The 15511-nt window shown below is 71.2% G+C and carries 13 protein-coding genes and 1 riboswitch; of the genes, 9 read left to right on the forward strand and 4 right to left on the reverse strand.

Annotation, left to right across the window (positions count from 1 at the left end; all coding sequences use genetic code 11):
* Positions 1-434 precede the first annotated feature (434 nt).
* The 3 genes from H613_RS0106230 (at position 435) to H613_RS0106240 (ending at position 3770) form a co-directional block, all read left to right on the forward strand.
* Complete coding sequence (locus H613_RS0106230; protein WP_245598500.1) at positions 435-866, forward strand: fluoride efflux transporter FluC; 432 nt, start codon at positions 435-437, stop codon at positions 864-866.
* A complete protein-coding gene (locus H613_RS0106235) occupies positions 863-1225 on the forward strand; it encodes a fluoride efflux transporter FluC (protein ID WP_026923137.1) in 363 nt (120 codons plus the stop codon). The genes H613_RS0106230 and H613_RS0106235 overlap by 4 nt, the downstream gene beginning before the upstream one ends.
* An 85-nt stretch (positions 1226-1310) precedes the next feature.
* Complete coding sequence (locus H613_RS0106240; protein ID WP_026923138.1) at positions 1311-3770, forward strand: S8 family serine peptidase; 2460 nt, start codon at positions 1311-1313, stop codon at positions 3768-3770.
* Here H613_RS0106240 and H613_RS24750 read toward each other — a convergent pair.
* Positions 3754-5352, reverse strand: a complete 1599-nt coding sequence (locus H613_RS24750; RefSeq protein ID WP_084546405.1) for an MDR family MFS transporter — start codon at positions 5350-5352, stop codon at positions 3754-3756. The two genes, H613_RS0106240 and H613_RS24750, sit on opposite strands and share 17 nt — an antisense overlap.
* 115 nt (positions 5353-5467) lie before the next feature.
* On the opposite strand from H613_RS24750, the gene H613_RS24755 reads away from it, so the two are divergent.
* The gene (locus H613_RS24755) at positions 5468-6079 is read left to right on the forward strand and encodes a TetR/AcrR family transcriptional regulator (RefSeq protein WP_035736655.1); all 612 of its coding nucleotides are present in this window, start codon (positions 5468-5470) and stop codon (positions 6077-6079) included.
* A gap of 22 nt (positions 6080-6101) precedes the next feature.
* On the opposite strand, the gene H613_RS0106255 is transcribed toward H613_RS24755, so the two are convergent.
* Positions 6102-6842, reverse strand: a complete 741-nt coding sequence (locus H613_RS0106255; protein WP_026923139.1) for an SDR family NAD(P)-dependent oxidoreductase — start codon at positions 6840-6842, stop codon at positions 6102-6104.
* A gap of 117 nt (positions 6843-6959) precedes the next feature.
* A riboswitch (cobalamin riboswitch) is annotated at positions 6960-7335 on the forward strand.
* 42 nt (positions 7336-7377) lie between these two features.
* On the opposite strand from H613_RS0106255, the gene metE reads away from it, so the two are divergent.
* Positions 7378-9642: a 5-methyltetrahydropteroyltriglutamate--homocysteine S-methyltransferase gene (gene metE / locus H613_RS0106260; RefSeq protein ID WP_026923140.1), complete on the forward strand. Its 2265-nt coding sequence runs from the start codon at positions 7378-7380 to the stop codon at positions 9640-9642.
* 57 nt (positions 9643-9699) lie between these two features.
* Here the strand turns inward: metE and H613_RS0106265 are convergent, their stop codons facing one another.
* On the reverse strand, positions 9700-10071 hold the full coding sequence (locus H613_RS0106265; RefSeq protein ID WP_026923141.1) for a hypothetical protein: 372 nt from the start codon (positions 10069-10071) through the stop codon (positions 9700-9702).
* A complete protein-coding gene (locus H613_RS0106270; protein ID WP_026923142.1) occupies positions 10062-10934 on the reverse strand; it encodes a hypothetical protein in 873 nt (290 codons plus the stop codon). Before H613_RS0106270 ends, H613_RS0106265 begins: the two co-directional genes overlap by 10 nt.
* A 965-nt stretch (positions 10935-11899) precedes the next feature.
* Between H613_RS0106270 and alr the strand changes: the two genes are divergently transcribed.
* From alr to tsaB, 4 genes are read left to right on the forward strand one after another with little or no spacing between them, the layout of a single operon-like run.
* Positions 11900-13072 (forward strand): alanine racemase, encoded by a 1173-nt coding sequence (gene alr, locus H613_RS0106275; protein WP_245598494.1) that lies wholly within the window; start codon positions 11900-11902, stop codon positions 13070-13072.
* Positions 13069-14328 (forward strand): alpha/beta fold hydrolase, encoded by a 1260-nt coding sequence (locus tag H613_RS24760; RefSeq protein WP_156925856.1) that lies wholly within the window; start codon positions 13069-13071, stop codon positions 14326-14328. The genes alr and H613_RS24760 overlap by 4 nt, the downstream gene beginning before the upstream one ends.
* A gap of 16 nt (positions 14329-14344) precedes the next feature.
* Positions 14345-14812: a tRNA (adenosine(37)-N6)-threonylcarbamoyltransferase complex ATPase subunit type 1 TsaE gene (gene tsaE / locus H613_RS24765; protein WP_439330240.1), complete on the forward strand. Its 468-nt coding sequence runs from the start codon at positions 14345-14347 to the stop codon at positions 14810-14812.
* Positions 14806-15501, forward strand: a complete 696-nt coding sequence (tsaB, locus tag H613_RS0106290; RefSeq protein WP_026923144.1) for a tRNA (adenosine(37)-N6)-threonylcarbamoyltransferase complex dimerization subunit type 1 TsaB — start codon at positions 14806-14808, stop codon at positions 15499-15501. Before tsaE ends, tsaB begins: the two co-directional genes overlap by 7 nt.
* Positions 15502-15511 lie beyond the last annotated feature (10 nt).

Here is a 15511-nt window from a genome sequence, read left to right on the forward strand (position 1 = left end):
GGCGAGCCCGCCGGTGAGGTGGATCGAGCTAACGACACAGGACGGTCGACACGCGGCAGAAGTCGAGGTGACGCCTGCGTGTCAGGTGCTGGTTCGTAACGGTGTAGCTCATCGCGGATCAACTCTACGAACCGCGGGGCCGCGAGCGCAAGGTTCGGTGATCGAACGCATATCCGCGCGGCAGCGCTGCGGAGCAGACAGCGCTGCGGACAAGGCGGCGCCGTGGACGCGACGGGGCTGTGGACAAACCTGTGGACAACGCCGCCGCGCAGCGTTTCCTGTCGGACACCGAGCGTAGCGTTGAATAAAGGGGTCCCCCAAAGGGGGCAAATCAGCAAATATCCGCTTTCACGTTTGCCTCGGGGAACGTGAGGCGGGGCGGCCGCTACATTCGAATGGTGCCCCGAAAGCAGCAAGGCCCCCGCTTGAGCCAGGTGCTTCGGGCGACGCCCGGATCGGTGCTCGCCGCCGTCGCCCTCGGCGGCGCCGTCGGCGCACTCGCCCGCCACGGCCTCACCGTCGCCCTTCCCTCCGTGACCGGCTCGTTCGGCGTTGCCGTATTCGACATTGCCACGTTCACCGCCAACCTCGTCGGCGGCCTCCTCATCGGCGTCCTCATGGTCACCATCACCGAGGTCGCCCCCGGCCCGGCGCACCTGAGGCCGTTCCTCGGCGTCGGCGTGCTCGGCGGCTTCACCACCTTCTCGACCTACATCGTCGACATCGGCGCGGCCGCGAACGCCGGCGCCGCACTCCTCGCCCTCATCTTCGCGTTCGCCACCATGGCCGCCGCACTCGTGGCCGCCGCCGTCGGCATGTGGGCGACGCGCCGCCTCCTGGTCCGCAGGAGAGAGGCGGACGAGTGACGCTGCTGCTCGTGGCCCTCGGCGCGGCCCTCGGTGCGCCCCTGCGCTTCCTGACCGACCTCGTGGTCGCCCACTACGCGGGCCGCCGCCTGCCGTGGGGCACGCTCGTGGTCAACGTCGCCGGGTCGGGCCTGGCCGTCTTCCTCGCCGTTGCCGTGGCCGACCCCGGCTGGACCGCGCTGCTCGCCGTCGGCTTCTGCGGCGCGCTGACCACCTACTCCACGCTCTCCTATGAGACGCTGCTGCTCGTCGAGGACGGGCGCTGGAACCACGCACTGTGGAACGTCGCCGCGAACCTCGCCGGTGGGCTCGGGGCGGGCCTGGCGGGGTTCGCCCTTGCCCACCTGCTGTTCATTTAGGAGACACGCCGGGCCCGCGTCCCCCGCTCGCCCCTCCATATGGCCGAACATCGGGGTTCCTGCCACCGAACGGAGAGGACCCCTGATGCCGGGCCACCGCACCCTGGCGCTCGCCGCCGCGCTGCTGCTGCCACTCGCCACGCTGTCCTCGGCGGCGCAGGCCGCCGAGGAGGCGCCGCAGGACGTCTGGCTCGTCGAACTCGACCCCGGCGTCACGGCCGCCGACCTCGAGGACGCCGCCCCGGGCCTGGACTTCACGATCCGCCACGACTTCGAGCGGATCTGGCACGGCGTCTCCATCGACGCCGACGCGGCCACCGCCCACCGGCTCGAAGCGGTCGGCGCCGTCGACCAGGTCTGGGCCGACGTCGAGCTCTCCGGGCCCGCCCGGCCCGACAGGCAGACCGAGCTGGCGCTCGCCACGGCCACCACGGGCGCCGCCGAGGCCCACGAGTACGGCATCGACGGCAGCGGCGTCAAGGTCGGCGTCATCGACACCGGCATCGACTACACCCACCCCGACTTGGGAGGCTGCTTCGGCGACGGTTGCCGCGTCGCGTTCGGCACCGACTTCGTCGGCGACGACTACAACGCCGACGAGCCCGAGACCGCCGTCCCCGCGCCCGACGACGACCCGGCCGACTGCGCCGGACACGGCACCCACGTCGCCGGGATCGTCGGCGCCGACGGCGAGGTCACCGGCGTCGCGCCCGACGTCGAGCTCGGCGCCTACCGGGTCTTCGGCTGCGAGGGCAGCACCAGCGCCGAAGTGGTCATGCAGGCCTTGGAGGCCGCCCTCCTCGACGGCATGGACGTCGTCAACCTCTCACTGGGCCAGGCGTTCCAGTGGCCCGACTACCCGACCGCCGAGGCCGCCGACACGCTCACCGACAAGGGCGTCGTGGTCGTCGCCTCCATCGGCAACGCCGGGGAGTCCGGCGTCTACTCCGGCGCCGCGCCGGGCGTCGGCGCCGACGTCATCGGCGTCGCCTCCACCGACAACCCCGCCGAGCGGTTGAGCGAGGCCCGCGTCGAGGCCCTCGGCCGGTCCATCGGCTACAAGCCCGTCGAGGCGGTGCCCGAGCCCGAACCGGACACGGCCACCGACCCGCTCGTCTGGCTCGGGCGGGCCTGCGCCGAGGACGCCTCCGAGAACGACGTCGACGGCAAGGCGGCCTTGATCGTGCGCGGCACCTGCACCTTCAAGGAGAAGTACGAGCGGGCCGTCGCCGAGGGCGCCACCGGCGTCGTCATCTACAACGACCGGTCCGGGCCCTTCGGCGGCGGCGGGGTCGACGACCTCGGCGTGCCGCTGGTGGGCATCACCCAGGCCGACGGCGAGGACCTGAAGGACCTGGCCGAGATCGGCGCCGAGCCGCGGCTCGAGTTCACCGGCGGCACCGTCATGGTCGACCTGCCGCGCGGCGGGCTCGTCTCGGCGTTCAGCTCCTACGGGCCCGCGCCGGACCTGACGCTCAAGCCCGACCTGTCCGCGCCCGGCGGCGGCGTCTGGTCGACCTACCCGGTCAAGGACGGCTCGTACGCGTCCCTGTCGGGCACGTCGATGGCCGCGCCGCACGTCGCCGGGGCCGCGGCGCTGCTGCTGGAGGTCGAACCCGATCTCGACCCGGCACAGGTGCGGACCCGCCTGGCCAACACGGCGGAGCCCGTCATGTGGGGCGAGAACCCGGACCTGGGCCATCTGGAGGCGACGCATCGGCAGGGCACCGGCGTGATCGACGTGATGGCCGCGCTCGGGGCCGAGGGAGCACTGTCCCCCAGCGGCGTCAACGTCGGCGACGGCACCGGGCCGCGCACGTTCACGTTCGAGCTGACCTCGCGTTCGTGGTCGACCGTGACCTATCGGATGCGGCACCAGATGGCGATCGCCACCACCGGCGACATCCGGGACACCGGCTTCGACGTCGCCGAGTCGTCGGTGAAGTTCGAACCGGAGACCGTCGAGCTGCGCCCCGGTGCGACCGCGGCGGTGACCGTGACGGTCACGCCGAGCGCCGAACTGCCCGAAGGGAGCGTCTTCGGCGGGCGCGTCGTGGCCGAGCCCGAGGACGGCGGCGTGCCGCTGGCGGCCGCGTACTCCGGTTACTTCGGCGACTACCTCGCCATTCCGGTCCTGGAGCACCCCGAGTACCCGAAGCTGGGCGTCGCGATCGGCGAGGACTCCGAGACCGGGGAGGTCGACTACCGCGACCTCAAGGACGGCGAGACCTTCAGCATCGCGGGCGGCGAGCTGCCGTCCGCGATGATCTACCTGAACCACGCCCCGGCCGCGATGGAGCTGAGCGTCGAGCACGTCGACACCGGCGAGGTCGTCGAGTGGCACCGCGAGCGGTTCCTCGGGCGCTCGCCGGGGCCGGACGACACGCTCGTCATAGACCTCGCGGAGTTCGACGAGGCGGTGCCGGGCGTGCTCGAACCGGGGCAGTGGCGCGTCGAGGTCCGCGTGCTCAAGGCCCTCGGCGACGCGTCGAACCAGGATCACTGGGAGCAGTGGACCTCGCCGGCGTTCACGTTGACCGCGTAGCCGCGTCCGCCTCCTCCGGTTCGGGCTCCGGTTCGGGCTTCTTTCCGGTGCGCAGCGGCACGTGCCGCACCAGCACCGCGGCGACGATCCCGAGCACGGAGGCGACGGCGCCCCACAGGAACAGCGAGGCGATGCCCTCGGTGACCGCCCGCTGGAACAGTGCCACGGCGGCGTCCGGGAGGCCGCGCAGGAGCTCGGGGGTCATGGAGTTGGCGCCGGCGGCGATCGCCGCGCCGTCGGCCCCGGCGTCTTCGAGCGAGCCGATGAGCTGGTGGGTGTAGATCGCGCCGAGGAGCGCGACGCCGATCGACGAGCCCATGTTCCGCATGAAGGTGACGGCGCCGGTGCCCGCGCCGATGTCGCGCAGGGCCACGCTGTTCTGCGCGATGAGGGTGCTGGTCTGCATGAGGCCGCCGAGTCCGATCCCGAGCACCACCATGTAGACGCCGGTGGCGATGACGCCGGTGTCGACGTCGACCGTGGAGAACAGGAAGAGGCCGATGGTCACGAGGACGGTGCCGCCGACCGGCAGGGCCTTGTAGCGGCCGGTGCGGCTGATGAAGATGCCGCCGCCGACGCTGACGACCATTGCGGCGATCATCATCGGCATGAGCAGCAGGCCGCTGTTCGTCGCCGAGGAGCCCTGGACGAACTGCTGGAACTGCGGCAGGTAGCCCACGGCGCCGAACATGGCGAATCCGGCGATGAAGGAGATCGCGGAGGCCAGTGCGAAGTTGCGGCTCTTGAAGACCCGCAGCGGCATCACCGGTTCGGCGACGCGGCGCTCCACGATGATGAAAGCGGCGAATCCGGCGACTGCCAGCGCCGCGAGGCCGAGGATCTGGGGCGAGTCCCAGTCGTAATCGGTGCCGCCCCAGCTGATGACGAGCACCAGCGCGGTGATCCACACGGCGAGCAGGCCGGTGCCGGTCCAGTCGATCCTGGCCCCGCCGGTGCCCTTCGGCAGCGTCCGGAGGGTGATCCAGCAGATGACGAGGGCGACCGCCCCGAGGGGCAGGTTGACGTAGAAGGCCCAGCGCCAGTCGAGGTTGTCGGTGATGTAGCCGCCGACGAACGGGCCGGCGATCATGGCGACGGGCATGACGGCCATCATGATGCCCTGGTATTTGCCTCGCTCGCGTGGCGGGATCATCTCGCCGAGGATGGACATGACGCCGACGATCAGGCCGCCGGCGCCGAGGCCCTGGACGGCGCGGAAGGCGATGAGCTGGCCCATGTCCTGGGAGACGCCGCAGAGGATCGATCCGACCAGGAACACGCCGATCGCGCTGACGAAGACGATGCGGCGTCCGAAGAGGTCGCCGAGTTTGCCCCAGATCGGCGTGGCGACGGTGGTGGCGAGGATGTACCCGGTGGCGACCCAGGCGAGGTGTTCGAGTCCGCCGAGTTCGCCCACGATCGTCGGCAGCGCGGGAGCGACGATCATGTTGTCGAGCATCGCGAGCAGCATGGCGATGGCCAGGCTGGACATGGTGACGACGATGCGGCGGTGGCTGAATCCGAGGCCGCCGCCTTCGGTGTCCGGTGGGGTCGCGGCCCCGTGTTCGCTCGTAGTGGTCACGAGGTAGCCTTTCTGGTATGAATCTGCTTACCGACCGGTAAGTCAGTATACTGACTTACCGGTCGGTAAGCAACTGGGGTTCCCGCATGGCGCGTGGCCAGCAGAAAGGAAAGCATTGACACAGCAGAGCGAGCCGACGGTCAGGGAGCGCCGCAAGGGCAGCGACACCCGTGCCGAGATTCGCGACGTCGCCCTGGAGCTGTTCACCGAGCAGGGCTACGAGGCGACCTCGATGCGCGAGATCGCCGAGCGGCTCGGCATCAGCAAGGCGGCGCTCTACTACCACTTCAAGAGCAAGGAGTCGATCGTCGGCGGCTTCTTCGACAGTTACCTGGAGGCCATCGAGGGTGTGCTGGAGCGGGCCGAGTCGCAGCCGCCGTCGCCGGAGCGCTCGGCCGCGCTCGTCTCGGAGTGGCTCTCGGCCGTCGCCGACCCCGGCCTGCGGCTCATACGCTTCGCCGCCATGAACCACGCCGCGCTGCGCGACACCGGGACCGTCGACCGGGAGCGACTGATGGGGCTCCTCGACCGCGCCGCCGACCTGGTCGTCGGTCCCCACGCGCCCGTGCGCAGCCTGTTGCGGGTCCGCATGGCGTTCTTGAGCATCCAGAACGCCGCGATCGCGGCGAAGAACATCGACGTCGGCGACGAGGAGATCCTCGACGCGGCGCGCGAGGTGGCCGCGATGCTGACCGACGGACTGGCCCCGCCGCCGGCGGACTCCTGAGGCCCGTTCTCAGGCGGGGGCCTCAGCCTTCGACGCGGTGGACGATCTGCGCGGCGGCCTGGTCGCGGGGTGTGATCGTGAGCCGGTCGATGTTGACGTGCGCGGGGCGCGTCGCCACCCAGGCGACGGACTCGGCGACGTCGTCGGCGGTCAGCGGCGTCATGCCGCGGTAGACGGCATCGGCCTTCTCGCGGTCGCCCTCGAAGCGGACGACGCTGAACTCGGTCTCGACCATGCCGGGGTCGATCTCGCAGACGCGCACCGGCTGCCCGACGAGCTCCAGGCGCAGGACGCGGGTGAGTGCGGCCTCGGCGTGCTTGGCGGCGTTGTAGCCGGAGCCGCCGGGGTACGGCTCGTGGGCGGCGATCGAGGCGATCGTGACGACCTGCCCGTCGCCGGAGGCGATGAGCCGCGGCAGCAGCGCCTTGGTGACGCGCACGGTGCCGAGGACGTTGACCTCGTACATCCGCTGCCAGTCGTCCAGGTCGGCCTCGGCGACCGAGGCGAGCCCGAACGCGCCGCCGGCGTTGTTGACCAGTACGTCGCAGCGCTCGATCCGGGAGGCAAACGCTTCCACGGAGGTGTCGTCGGTGACGTCCAGCGGCAGCGGCGTCCCGCTACATTCGGCGGCGACTTCGGCGAGGCGGTCGGCGCGCCGGGCGCCGAGCACCACGTCGAATCCGGCTCGCGCCAGGGCTTTCGCCGAGGCGGCGCCGATGCCGCTGCTGGCCCCGGTGACGACGGCGACGGGTCGATCGCTCATGGTTCCTCCGTGCTGGTGCGGTTTCGCCCGTGACGATACCGATCCCGGCCACTGGGAACCAGTGGTGCACGCCTACATGTGCATCGCCGAACGGCCGGTGACGCCATGCCCGCCCGTACCATCGGAGTCGACGCCGGTTCCGGGACGGCGGCCAGTCGCCCCGGCCAAGAGGGAACCTGGTGCGAATCCAGGACTGCCCCGCAGCGGTGAGTGGGAACGAAAGCCGTCAAGAGCACTTGGTCCCGATCCTATAACTTATATTTTATAATATATAACCTGCGATCTTCCTATGTCCTATATCGTATAAGATACGAGTTATAGGATATAAGATGTAATATATGTTATAGCTATAGGATATAATCTATAGGGATGGGACCTGGGAAGCGACGGCCGGTAGGCACCGGGTGAAGGCCCGGCCTCGGTGAGGCTTGCGAGTCGCGAGTCCGTGGAGGAGCCCGCGAGTCCGAATACCTGCCGGTGTGCCGCGCGCATGGGCGCGCGGTCCACGCTGTCGCACGTTCGAGGGAACTGACACATGAACGACTCGAAGAAGACCGTGCACGCCACGGTCCTCGGCTACCCGCGCATCGGCGCGGGCCGCGAACTCAAACGCGCCGTCGAGGCGCACTGGTCGGGGCGGCTCGACGAGGCCGGGCTCGAAGCGGCCGCCGCCGCGATCCGCTCCGAAATGCTCGACGACCTCGCCTCGGCGGGAATGGACTCCGTCCCGACCGGCGTGTTCTCGCTGTACGACCACGTGCTCGACACCGCCGTAGCGGTCGACGCGATCGCGCCCAGGCACCGCCGCGAAACCGAACTGGCCTCCTATTTCGCCGCCGCGCGCGGCGACGACACCGCCGCGCCGCTCGAGATGACGAAGTGGTTCGACACGAACTACCACTACCTGGTCCCCGAGATCGGGCCCGACACCGCTTTCCACGCCAGGCCCGGCAAGGCCCTGGCCGAGTACCGCGAAGCCCGCGAGCGTGGTCTGGACGCCCGCCCCATCCTGCTCGGGCCGGTCTCGTTCCTGCTGCTGGCCAAGGCGACCGGCGACGCCCCGAGCGGCTTCGAGCCGCTCGACCGCATCGGCGAGCTCACCGCCGTCTATGCCGATCTCCTGTCCGCACTCGTCGAGGCCGGCGCCGACCGGATCCAGCTCGACGAGCCCGCCCTGTGCGCCGACCGCACCGAGGCCGAACTCGAAGCGGTCAAGGCGGCCTATGAGCATCTGAACGGCGTCGCGGAACTGCTCGTGACCGGCGGCTACGGGCCCCTTGGCGAATCACTGCCGGTGCTCGTGGAGGCGGGCGTCCCGGGCATCGCGCTCGACCTCGTCCGCGGGCGCGTCGACATCGACGTCCTTGAGTCGCTGGATGTTTCACGTGAAACATTCGTCTCGGCCGGAGTGGTCGACGGACGCAACATCTGGCGCACCGACCTGCTCGCCGCCGCCGCGGACCTCGAACGGCTCCACCGCGTCACCGACCGGCTCGGCGTCTCCTCCTCGTGCTCGCTGCTCCACGTCCCGGTCGATCTGGACGCCGAGACCGAGCTGCCTGCGTCGCTGAAGGAGCGGCTCGCGTTCGCGCGCCAGAAGCTCCGCGAGATCGCGAGCCTCGCCGAAGCGGGCGCCCCGCGCCTCCAGCGCCCGGCGGCCCCGGACGACTGGCGCGACGAGACCGTCCGCTCCCGCCTCGCCGCCCTCCCCGAGGACGCCGACCGCCGCGTCGACTACGCCGAACGCGTCGCCGCGCAAGGCGAACTGCCCACGTTGCCGACCACCACCATCGGCTCCTTCCCGCAGACCGCCGAGCTCCGCAAGGCTCGCGCCGCCCACCGGCGCGGGCTGATGATCGACGCCGATTACCACGCGCGCATGCGCGCCGAGATCGCCGCCGTCATCGCCGAGCAGGAGAAGCTCGGCATCGACGTCCTCGTCCACGGCGAGCCCGAACGCAACGACATGGTCCAGTACTTCGCCGAGCAGCTCACCGGCTTCGCGACCACCGCCGCCGGGTGGGTCCAGTCGTACGGCTCGCGGTGCGTGCGCCCGCCGATCCTCTACGCCGACGTCGCGCGCACCGGCCCGATGACCGCCGAGTGGACCTCGTACGCCCAGTCGCTCACCGACAAGCCGGTCAAGGGCATGCTCACCGGCCCGGTGACCATCCTCGCGTGGTCGTTCGTCCGCGACGACCAGCCGCTGGCCGACACCGCCGACCAAGTGGCCCTGGCGCTGCGCGACGAGGTGGCCGACCTCGAATCGGCCGGGACCGCGATCATCCAGGTCGACGAGCCCGCCCTCCGCGAGCTCATGCCGCTGCGCCGGGACGGCCGAGGCGCCTACAAGGCGTGGGCCACGCGCGCCTTCCGCATCGCCACCTCCGGCGTGCGGCCCGAGACGCAGATCCACACCCACCTGTGCTACTCGGAGTTCGGCGACGTCATCGACGCGATCGCCGACCTCGACGCGGACGTGACCTCGATCGAGGCGTCCCGTTCGAAGATGGAGGTCCTCGCCGACCTCGACCGCGCCGACCACCGACGCGGCCAGGACCAATCCTCCGCTCGCAAGCTTCGCCAAGTGGGCCCGGGCGTGTGGGACATCCACTCCCCGCGCGTGCCCTCGGCCGAGGAGATGGCCGCCTCCCTGCGGCTCGCCGTCGCCGCCGTCGACCCGAAGCGCATCTGGGTCAACCCCGACTGCGGGCTGAAGACCCGCCGGTACGAGGAGGTTCGCCCCGCCCTGGCGAACATGGTCGAAGCCGCCCGAACCGTCCGAGGCGAACTCGCATGAGCGACCGCTGAAATGCGCACCGGCCCGGCGGCCGTTCGGCCGCCGGGCCGGTGGCGGTCAGCCGCCGCAGGCCCGGATGCCGTCCTCCCACACCCTGACGGCGGCCGTCTTGATCCGCATGCCGTGGTCGCTCTCGCTGATCCACGTCTCGTGCTCGTAGTCCGAGATCCACAGGTCGGGATCGCCGCTGGAGAGTCCCGTGAGGAACCCGAACGGCCTCGGCTCGGCGCTGTCGAAGCCGACCCACAGGCGTGGACTGGCGGTGAAGGTGCAGAAGGCCAGGTCCCGGCCTGCGACGGCGGCGGTGCCCAGGACGGTCAGCAGCACGGGGTCGGGCATGCGGGCCGACCGGTCGGGAATCGGCAGCGCGGTCAACGCGCGGAGGTAGGCCGCGCGGACCCGGTGCGGCGCGGTGCGTCCTACGCCCATGCGGCCGCCTCCGTCCGGGCCCGCCGAGCTCCGGCGACGGCGCGGGCCATGGCGGCGGCCCGGTCGGCCCGCGCGGCCCGGTCGACTGGCCCGGCCTGGCGCGGCAGCGGCGGCGGAGCCGTTCGCCTTGCGACAGGAGCTCTCCTGTGCCTGGACTCGGTGGTCGGCCCCGGTTGCGGGAGGGAGCGGCTCCGCCGTTCACCTCGCCGAGCCGGGGAGCCGGTGAACAAGGCGATCAGCCATTGGGCAAGGCCGGTCCACAGTGCCCACCCGAGCCCGGCTTCGCGGCCGATCGCCGAGCGGCGGCTCGGGGGCGTGCGGTGCGCGGCGGCCAGGGGTTCGGAGTCGATCAGCCAGCGGTCCCAGGCGTCCTCGCGGAGGTTGGAGAACCGGTAGGGCTCCTCCTCGGAGTCGCCTTCTTGCCGAGGTGCGGGCCAGAACCGCTGGCGTGCATCGGGGCGGGGTCGGTCGGACTGGAGGGGGCGGTGGGGCCGGGTCGGCTCCTCGTCATCGGTATCGGACGGGAGCGGATCGGGCAGTTCGGCTCGGCGGTGGCGGCCGGTGCGCTGATCCTGGTACCAGCCGGGGGAGCCGTAGGGGCCGGGGTCGTCGGGATCGTATGGCCTGCCGCCGATCTCCCAGTCGTCGCCGGGCCGGTGGCGCAGGTGCGGCGGTTCGTAGCGCGGGTTCGCCGGGTCGGTCTCGGGCGCGGTCGGGTCGCAGGTGGAGGGGTCGTGCCGGTAGCGGTAGGCACCGGGAGTGTCCGGGTCCGGGGAGCCGTCCGGCAGGAATAGCCGCCGCCCGGCGGCGTCGTAGCGGCCCGAGGCCTCTACCAGCCCGAGGGCAGGGTCCGGCCCGCTCACCCGGTGGGAGTGAGCTGGGGAAACGATGGTGTTTTGCTCTGGTGCGGCCGCCTGTTTTTGGCGTAGGCTGATGCTTGCCACGGGAGGATTCCTCTCTGGTGTAGGTAGGCGGGCCGCCAGGAGATGTGGTAATTGATCGGCGGCCCGCCGCCCGTATGGAATTAAGTCTCGGTGGACGTGCCACTGGCACGTCCTATCAGCGTTACATGGCGATCTGTCACAGCGCAAGCGCGACACGCGTTCGTGTCCGAAAACGTCTAGGTCCACTGTCGTGTCACTGTGCGGATTCGCCCGTACCCCACATGTAGCGGTGAGCGAAGCTCTTCGCGTGAACAGCAGTCGTCAAGGGCCGTCCACGATTCACCGTTTCGGAGGTTCCCTCCCTGTGGCCGGATGGCTACACTGATGGTTCTCCTACCCCTTTGGAGCAGACGATGACCTGCCCTCACTGCGGCTTCGCGTTCAACAAGTTCACCTCGGTACTCGGACGTCGTGGTGGCAACGCCGAGCGGTGTCCCGCCTGCGACTACAAGCTCGTGAAGAAACGGCCTGCGCGGCCTCCGAAGTCATACTGTGTCGACTGCTCGCGGGTATGCCGACGAGGGTCTGAGCGATGCGCGGCATGCCAAGAGCGGAAGAGAAAGCAGAAGCGAAAGGCCGCACCGAAGGACAAGCAGCAGCCGAACCCGGCCTGGCAGTCCGGGACCGGGCATCGAGATCGCCGCGAGCCGATACCACGTGGTCAATACACGTTCTCGAACGAGTACGCAGAGGAGCTGCGGAAGACCGGCCGGACGTGGGAACTCGGTGACTAGACGACGTCCCTCGTCTTCCTGACATTGCGGGCGGGCGCGGCCGCTGCCCTCTCCGGCGGTGGGCTCGGTGACCTGCACGTTCGGCCGGTCCGCCGCTCCGGCCCCAGCGTGCCGGGTGTGGCTTGCCGATCGGGCACGTAACCTTGGTGCGTGGCGATTGACAACTATCGGATCGCGTCTGATCCGGTTTCCAGCGACATGTCCGGCACGGCGAAGGCGAGCATGGACTGGCGCCGCCTCGCTCACAACGTCGAGACGCTGGCCGCGCTCACCGAGGCACCGCTCATGGCGATGGTCAAGGCCGACGCCTACGGCCACGGCATGATCCCCGCCGCGCGCGTCAGCGTCGAGGCCGGAGCCGCGCGCCTCGGCGTCGCGACCCTCCGCGAGGCCTGGCGGCTGCGGCGCCTCCCCGACCTCGCCGAGACCCCGGTCATGGCCTTCCTCTACGCCCCCGACCAGCCGGGCCTGGCCGAGACGATCGAGGCCGGCGCCGAGCTCGGCGTCTCCTCCCTCGCGAACCTCGCCGCCGTGGCCGCCGCCGCCGAGCGCACCGGCACCGCCGCCCGCGTCCACCTCAAGGGCGACACCGGCATCTCCCGCGGCGGCGTCGCCGAGCACGAGTGGGAGGCCTTCGCCGAGGCCGCCGCGAAGCACCGGGCCGCCGGGACGATCGCGATCGTCGGCGCCTGGAGCCACCTGGCCTGCGCCGACGAGCTCGGCCACCCCGCGAACGCGCTCCAGAAGGCCGCCTTCGAGCGCTTCCTCGCCGCGCTCGCCGCCGCCGGAATCGCCCCCGAGGTCCGCCACCTCGCCAACTCGGCCGCGCTCATCGCCGACCCCGAGACCCACTACGACCTCGTGCGGCCCGGCATCGCCCTCTACGGCTACAACCCGGTGCCCGAGATCCCGGTCGCTCTCGAACCGGTCATGGAGCTGCGCAGCCGCGTCGCCACCGTCAAGCGCCTCCCGGCGGGCACCGGCATCTCCTACGGGCACACCCACCACCTCGAACGCGACGCGAACGTGGCCCTGGTGCCGCTGGGCTACGCCGACGGCATCCCGCGGGCCGCCTCCGGCAGCGCCGAGGTCTACCTGGCCGGACGCAGGCGCCGCGTCCTGGGCCGGATCTGCATGGACCAGTTCGTGGTCGACCTCGGCGACGACACCGTCAGCCCCGGCGAGCCGGTCGTCCTCATCGGCGCCGGCGAGCACCACCCCGACGCCGACGACTGGTCGGCGTGGGCCGGCACCATCCCCAACGAGATCCTCACCGGGATCGGCGGTCGCGTCCCGCGCTACTGGAACCGGGGCGTGGAGTGAGGCGCCGGAGCAGACTGCGCCGCCTCGCCGTGGCGGGGGGCATCACCTGCGGCGTCGCCGCGGGCGCGGCGCTCGCCATCGGCGTGCCCCGCTACCTCGCCCGCCGCACCCGCTCGTCCTCGAACGACCCCTACGCGAGCGAGCCGTTCGAGCTGCCGCCGACCGACGAGGTGCGCACCGTCATCAGTCACGACGGCGTCCCGGTCCACGTCGAGACCGTCGGCCCTGAGGACGCGGCCCTGACCGTGGTCTTCGCCCACGGCTACCTCCACGACGCCTCCACGTTCTACTTCCAGCGCAAGGCGATCGCCAGGGCGGTCAATGCGGGCGCCTCGCTGCGGGCGGTGTTCTACGACCAGCCCGGCCACGGCCGCTCCGGGCCGCTGCCGCGCACCGAGTACTCCATGGACGAGCTCGCCGAGACCCTCCACGACGTCATCGCCACCGTCGCCCCGCGCGGCCCGCTCGTCCTCGTCGGGCACTCCATGGGCGGCATGGCCGTCCAGGCGTTCGCCCGCCGCAGGCCCGAGGTCGTCGCCGAGCGCGTCAAGGGCGTCGCGTTCCTGTCGACGAGCCCGGCCGGGCTCGACACCGTCGAGACCAAGCCGATGCGGGCGCTGCGGCGGATGCGGCGCACCGTCCTGCCGATGCTCCAGCAGATCACCGGGTGGACGCCGCAGCTGATCGACCGGGCCCGGCTGCTGTCGGGCGACATCGGCTGGCTCGTCACCCGCCGGGCCGCGTTCGCCTGCCTCGACCCGCCGCATTCGCTGGTGAGCCTGGTCGAGCGCATGAACCGACACACGCCGGTGCAGAGCGTCGTCGGCTATGTGCGCGCTATTCTCGATCACGACGAGCTGGCGGCACTGGGGCGGTTCGCCGACATCCCGGTGCTCGTCGTCGTCGGCGACAGCGACATCCTGACGCCGCCGCGGCATTCGCACCGCCTCGCCGACGCGATCCCGGGGGCCAGGTTCGTGCTCGTGGCCGAAGCGGCCCATTCGCCGCAGCTCGAGTATCCTGGTGAGATCTCACAACTATTGTTGGAGATGATCGACAAAGTCATTGCCGGAATCGACACCGTCGATGACGGCGACGCCGTGGAGACGACCACGGTCGGCACCACCGCGGCCGGTGGGGCGAGGAGCGCCCGACCGAGGCGCGCCAGAGACGGATCGCACCCGTCGCCGAGGTGGAGCTGGACCCCGTTCTCCCGCCATGCCGAACGCGGAACCCATACGCACACAGAGGAGTGACATCGTGAGGCTGAGCATGCCGACGGCCGAAGACACCCACGAATTCGGGAAGCGCCTCGCAGGCCTGCTGCGCGCGGGCGACCTCGTGATCCTCACCGGCCCCCTCGGCGCCGGCAAGACCGCCCTCACCCAGGGCATCGGCGCCGGACTCGACGTCGACGGCCGCATCACCAGCCCCACCTTCGTCATCGCCCGCACCCACCGGGCCGGTTCGAACGGTCTCCCCCTCGTCCACGTCGACGCCTACCGGCTCGAAAGCCTCGACGAGCTCGACGACCTCGACCTCGACACCGACGTGGCCACCTCCGTCACCGTCGTCGAATGGGGCGCCGGACTCGCCGAGCGCCTCGCCGAGTCGCACCTCGAGATCGCCATCGAGCGCGCCGCCGACGAGAGGCGCACGCTCGTCCTCCACGGCCGCGGCGGCGACTGGGTCGACCGCCTCGCCGCCTTCGACGCGCCGATCGGGGCGGCCGCATGCTAGTCCTCGCCCTCGACACCGCCACCAGCGCCGTCCAGGCCGCGCTCGTCGAGATCGACGGCGACGAGCTGTTCCTGGGCGCCTTCCGCCGCGAGATCGACAGCCGCGGCCACGTCGAGCGCCTCGCCCCGTTCATCGACCAGTGCCTGGACGAGGCCGGCCGCTCGAAGCGCGACGTCGCCGCCGTCGTCGCCGGTGTGGGGCCCGGCCCGTTCACCGGCCTGCGGGTGGGCATGGTCACCGCCGCCTCGTTCGCCGACGGGCTCGGCATCCCCGTCTACGGCGTCTGCTCGCTCGACGGGATCGGCGCGAACACGCGCGGGCGGGCGCTCGCGGCCACCGACGCGCGCCGCAAGGAGATCTACTGGGCCGTCTACGCGGGCGGCGAACGCCAGGGCGAGCCGCGGGTCGGCAAGCCCGCCGAACTGCCCGACCTCGACGTCGACTACGCGATCGGCGAGGGCGCCTCCAAGTACCCCGGCGAGCTGGCGATGCCCGCCGAGGTCGAACCGGTCTACCCCGACCTGGTGAAGCTCGTCGAGCTGGCGGGGCCGCGCCTCCTCGCGGGCGCGCCGACCGAGAAGCTCACGCCGCTGTACCTGCGCCGCCCGGACGCGAAGCCGGTCCGTGCGTTAGGGCCGGTGGGCGCGGTGATCACTCGTCCCGTGGCCGGCGGCCGCCGGCCGTGGTGAAGACTGGAAT

The organism is Glycomyces arizonensis DSM 44726, from assembly GCF_000482705.1.
Lineage (GTDB): Bacteria > Actinomycetota > Actinomycetes > Mycobacteriales > Micromonosporaceae > Glycomyces > Glycomyces arizonensis.

Excerpts from the sequence above, each read along its gene's own strand:
- H613_RS0106240 (WP_026923138.1), top strand. The coding sequence starts at position 1,311 with ATGCCGGGCCACCGCACCCTGGCGCTCGCCGCCGCGCTGCTGCTGCCA.
- H613_RS0106255 (WP_026923139.1), bottom strand. The coding sequence starts at position 6,842 with ATGAGCGATCGACCCGTCGCCGTCGTCACCGGGGCCAGCAGCGGCATC.
- metE (WP_026923140.1), top strand. The coding sequence starts at position 7,378 with ATGAACGACTCGAAGAAGACCGTGCACGCCACGGTCCTCGGCTACCCG.
- H613_RS0106265 (WP_026923141.1), bottom strand. The coding sequence starts at position 10,071 with ATGGGCGTAGGACGCACCGCGCCGCACCGGGTCCGCGCGGCCTACCTC.
- tsaE (WP_439330240.1), top strand. The coding sequence starts at position 14,345 with ATGCCGACGGCCGAAGACACCCACGAATTCGGGAAGCGCCTCGCAGGC.
- tsaB (WP_026923144.1), top strand. The coding sequence starts at position 14,806 with ATGCTAGTCCTCGCCCTCGACACCGCCACCAGCGCCGTCCAGGCCGCG.